The sequence below is a fragment of the Gorillibacterium massiliense genome (assembly GCF_000455485.1).
GTDB classification, from domain to species: domain Bacteria; phylum Bacillota; class Bacilli; order Paenibacillales; family NBRC-103111; genus Gorillibacterium; species Gorillibacterium massiliense.
The window spans coordinates 1-4,599 of the sequence record NZ_CBQR020000007.1; the positions used below are offsets into that span (position 1 = coordinate 1).

The 4,599-nt window shown below is 52.2% G+C and carries 3 protein-coding genes and 1 pseudogene; 1 reads left to right on the forward strand and 3 read right to left on the reverse strand.

The genetic code is table 11. The annotated features are described in order from the left end of the window. Positions 1–1,423, forward strand: a 1,423-nt coding sequence (locus tag TJ79_RS00700; RefSeq protein WP_040948368.1) for an SbcC/MukB-like Walker B domain-containing protein, incomplete at its 5' end; no start/stop codon positions are given. An 83-nt stretch (positions 1,424–1,506) separates the two neighbouring features. On the opposite strand, the gene TJ79_RS00705 is transcribed toward TJ79_RS00700, so the two are convergent. The 3 genes and pseudogenes from TJ79_RS00705 to TJ79_RS27485 all read right to left on the reverse strand — a co-directional run. After that, positions 1,507–1,704, reverse strand: coding sequence for a hypothetical protein (locus tag TJ79_RS00705; protein ID WP_040948369.1), 198 nt, complete (start codon positions 1,702–1,704; stop codon positions 1,507–1,509). An 18-nt stretch (positions 1,705–1,722) separates the two neighbouring features. Continuing rightward, positions 1,723–3,504, reverse strand: coding sequence for a putative bifunctional diguanylate cyclase/phosphodiesterase (locus TJ79_RS00710; RefSeq protein WP_052339142.1), 1,782 nt, complete (start codon positions 3,502–3,504; stop codon positions 1,723–1,725). Between the two features lie 211 nt (positions 3,505–3,715). Continuing rightward, positions 3,716–4,599 (reverse strand): annotated as a pseudogene (locus TJ79_RS27485) (FAD-dependent oxidoreductase); the annotation flags it as partial.

Genomic DNA, 4,599 nt, shown 5'->3' on the forward strand with positions numbered 1-4,599 from the left:
CTGCGGCGCGCTGGCGGCTGCCAGCGAGGCCGCCCGGCAGCGCCAGGTCGCGGCAGCGGCGGCCCTTGCCACCGAGCAGGCTCAGGTGGAAGCGGCCCTCGGCAGCTTGTCCGCCGGCCAATTGGCGGCGGAGCTGGCAGCCCTGGCGGAGAAGGACCGCCAGAGCGAGGAGCTGCGCAAAAGATTGGACAATAGCGAGCCGATTATCCAGCGACTGGCGGACGAGATGAACCGGTTGAGGGAAGAAGCTTCTGCTCTTGATAAAGACTTTACCCGTCTGACAGCGGAGAAGAACGGTGCGGCCGAGCAGTTGGCGGAAAAGAGCAAAGCGTTAGCTCGGCTGTTGGAAAAAGCGGGGGAGAGTGCGACAGCAGACGCTCCACTGAACGTCGAGGAGCGGATTCAAAAAACTCGGGAGAAGCTGGACAAGCTTCAGTCGCGAGAGCGGGAGCTCCGCGAGCAGCTTGAACGGGTGCGGGAGCAGCGGGATGATGTCAGCCGCCGTTCAGCCGCTGCCGCCCAGGCCTGCGAGTCTGCTGCAAGCTCTCTGGAAGCTGCGGAAGCCAACTGGTCAGCCGCGCTATCGCGCACGGGTTTCCGTCTTGAGGATGAAGTGAAGCAAGCCCTTCTTCCCGAAGAGATGGCGTTGCTTTGGCAGGAAGAAATCCGTCGGCATCGGGAAGCGGAAACGGCGGCCAAGTCCAAAGCCGCTCAGGCGCAAGCTTGGTTAGCCGGACGCAGGGTTTCGGACGAGGAATGGGCCGAATGGGAAACGCGCCTCACTGCCGTTAGAGAAGCAGCGGAAACAGCGCTCACGGAGCGGGCGAAAGCCGAACGAGATCATGAGGATATCCGCGAGAAACACAGCCATTGGCGGGAGCTGGAGCGGCGGCGAGCCGAGCTTGCCGATCAGCTTAGCCTGTTAGGTAAGCTGCAGACCGTTTTCCGGGGGAACGCTTTTATCGACTTTGTGGCCAAGGAGCAGCTGCTGCAGGTTAGTCGGGCAGCTTCCGAGCGGTTATTGCAGCTGACCCGGCGCAGGTATGCCATTGAGGTTGACTCGGAAGGTTGTTTTGTCATTCGCGACGACGCCAACGGCGGCATCAAACGGCCAGTAGGCACCCTTTCCGGCGGCGAAACCTTCCTAACCTCGTTGGCTTTGGCTCTCGCGCTATCGGCGCAAATTCAACTGAGCGGCCAATATCCGTTGGAATTCTTCTTCCTGGACGAAGGCTTCGGCACACTGGATTCGGAGCTGTTGGAAACGGTGGTCAGCGCTTTAGAACGGCTGCATATGGATAAGCTGACCGTGGGGATTATCAGTCACGTACCGGAATTGCGAGCCAGGCTGCCGCGGCGGCTAGTGGTGGAACCGGCTGAGCCCGGCGGGATCGGTAGTCGAATCGCATTGGAAACCCAATAATCCTACATAAAAAGACGATTCCTGGGGGCTCTATCCGGCCCCAGGGAATCGTCTCTTTTTTGGCGTTTAGCCGTTCATTTTCTTTACTTTGAAGCATTCTGCTTATTCATCTTCATATATTTGCGGAGCGTCATGATGATGCCCAGCAGCTCAAAACCGGTGCCAATGCCCATGCCCAGTCCTGTGACAAAATCCGGAACCCCGGTTGCGTAGCGCTTGATGATGACCATTCCTATTACGATGATTAACCCGAGATACAATATCAAGATCGATTTTTTCAAACCGTTGTCTCCTTTCAGCTAGACCGCGATGGATCGGGCGTACCAGTTCTCAAATTCGTCCGGCGGCATTGGCCTGCCAATATGATACCCCTGAATCTCGTCGCATTTCAAGTGTTTAAGGAAATCGAGCTGACCGGAAGATTCAACCCCTTCTGCCGTTACCTGGAGCTTAAGGGTTTGCGCCATGGCGATAATCGTGCGAACGATGGCGGCGTCGTCATCTTCTTTTTCAATTCCGTTGATAAAGGAACGGTCGATTTTAATAACATCGATGGGCAGACGCTTTAAGTAACTGAGGGAAGAGTAGCCTGTACCGAAATCGTCAATGGCAATCATCAGTTCCATTTCCTTCAATACTCGCAGCATCAGAATGGCGAAGTGGACGTCTTCCATCGCTGCCGATTCCGTTATTTCCAGTTCTAGAAAACGTGGTTCCAGCCCTGTATCCTGTAAAACTTTGAAGATGACTTCCGGCAAATCCGTTTGCCGGAACTGCCTGGCGGAAAGATTGACACTGACGCGAAAATCAGGCAAGCCCGCTTTCGTCCACATTGTTCGCTGTGTGCAGGCGTTGCGCAGAACTTGTTCACCTAGAGAAACGATGAGTCCGGTATCTTCAGCCAAAGAGATAAACTCTGATGGCGGCAGGATGCCGAGTTCAGGATGCTTCCAACGAACCAGCGCCTCTACGCAAACGAGTTTGCCGGTTGCCGGATCAAGCCGAGGCTGATAGACAAGGACGAATTCATTCCGCTCCAGAGCGTGGCGCAGCATGGTTTCCATCTGCAGGCGGCGGTGCCCCTTCGTATGGATGAGCGGAGTATAAAATTGAAAGTTATTGCGGCCGTGTTCTTTTGCTCGATATAGCGCAGTGTCTGCGTTCTTCATGAGCGTATCCGCATCCGAGCCGTCTTCGGGGAACATGGCGATGCCTATGCTGCAGGAGATGAAGATTTCTTGCTTGTTAAGCGGGAAAGAAGCTTTCATGATATCGACGATGGTCTCTGCCAGAGAAGCCGCTACGTCCGAATGGCGGATGCCAGTGAGCATGATGGCGAATTCATCGCCGCCCATTCGGGCCAGATTGGCCTGGCCGGGAATGCTGGATTTCAAACGATCCGATACCATTTGCAGCAGTAAGTCGCCCGTGCTATGGCCGATGGTGTCATTGACATATTTGAATTGATCCAGATCCAGAAACAAGAGCCCGATCTGATCATCGGCGTCCACTTGTTTGAGGATGGCTAGCTGCAGATCTTCCTTGAACGTTTCCCGATTTGTCAGACGAGTGAGCGGGTCCTTGAAGGTCAGCTTTTTTAAAATATCGGTTCTCCGCCCGACGATGAAAACAATCAGCATAACGGAGGATAGGAAGAGCAGCGTATCCAATAAGGGAATGCTTTTGTTGCGAATAAGGAGCATCAGAAAATAGTCGGCCAAACCGCATGCGCCGATGATGGAGGAGAAGCTTACGCCGGATTCATAAGCGTAAAGGGAGGTAGTAATAAGCATGATCCATGCAGGGTATGTATGAGAGTGCCAATCGGGCAGCAAATAAATGGCCGTCAATATAAAGCAATCCACGAGGAGAAAAACGCGGCTGAAGTTCTGTCTGAATTTCGGGTCTATTCGTTTAAACCAAAAGGTATGCGCGATGAGATATCCTGCCCAAAGAAAGGAGAGAATAAACAGATATCCGAGTTCCGGGCGAAGATCTTCCGTCTGCAAATAATATCCGCCCAGAGCACCGGAAATCAGCAGGTGGCCAATCGAAAAGGTTTTACCGGTTTTAACGCTCATGGGGCACCTCAAAATAGGAATCAGGCAGCAATCTTTTGTTTTTAGTATACTTGATTTTTCCTGTTTGTTCCATGACAATTTGACGATGCTGCGACAAGAAAACAAATATTCCGGCGAATTTCGCCAAAAAACTTCGCTATTTTTAAGAAATAACGAACGAATAACGTTGAATAAGTACTCATTTTCGAGGGGAATGGAATTTTTTCGCTGTCTATTTGTCGAATTTCGCCGCTTCTTCAAGGAGGAGCTTGGCGACGGTTCGTGCACTGGAGAAGGCTCGTTCTGCCAATTCCCCCTTGCCTGTACAACCGTCCCCGCAAAAATAAAACGGAACACCCGATACGCGTACGGGGAGCAGTTCGTTTTCGGCGATATTTTTTACGCTGGCTACCATCGCCTTTTTCGATACCCGCTTGACGACTGTCGCTTCCTGCCAGCCAGGATAATACCGGTTGAACAGGGCCTCCATCTGTTCTTGTTTTCGATCAATATTTTGCTTCCGTTCTTCCTCGCTGGAAAAATCGTCAGCCAGATAGGCTACTCCCTGCAGCAATTGTCCTCCGGCTGGTACGAGAGTATCGTCGGTTGCGGATACATCGCTGATAAACATATTATTATCCATATCGCTGATGTAATTAAAAGGTCGGGCTACAACTTCCTTTAAGCCGATGTCATAGACCATGACTTCGGTGGGAGAACTGTTTTCATATTTGTAAAGGGATGCGCTCCATTCGGTGTTGCGCAGCAGCTTGATAACCTGTTGAACCGGCATGGCCAGTATGACCCGGTCGAATTCACGCTCGCCGAATTTGGTGGTAAGATGATAACCATTTGAAGTGCGGGAAATGGCATCGACGCCTTCTTTGAGCGAAAGGCTCCATCGGTTGGACTGTTCGATTTTCTCTTTCAATTGGTCGGTAATCACCGCCCAGCTACCCAAAACATAGTTGACGGGGCGATGAGAGAGAAACAGATTGTGATAGTATTCGCTGATGACCGCTCCAGATACTTTTCTCGCATCCTCAGGGGAAATGAAGAAATTGGAGCAGACGAGATGCTCCCATAATTCCTTAATTTCATCGTCTGCGTTGGAAT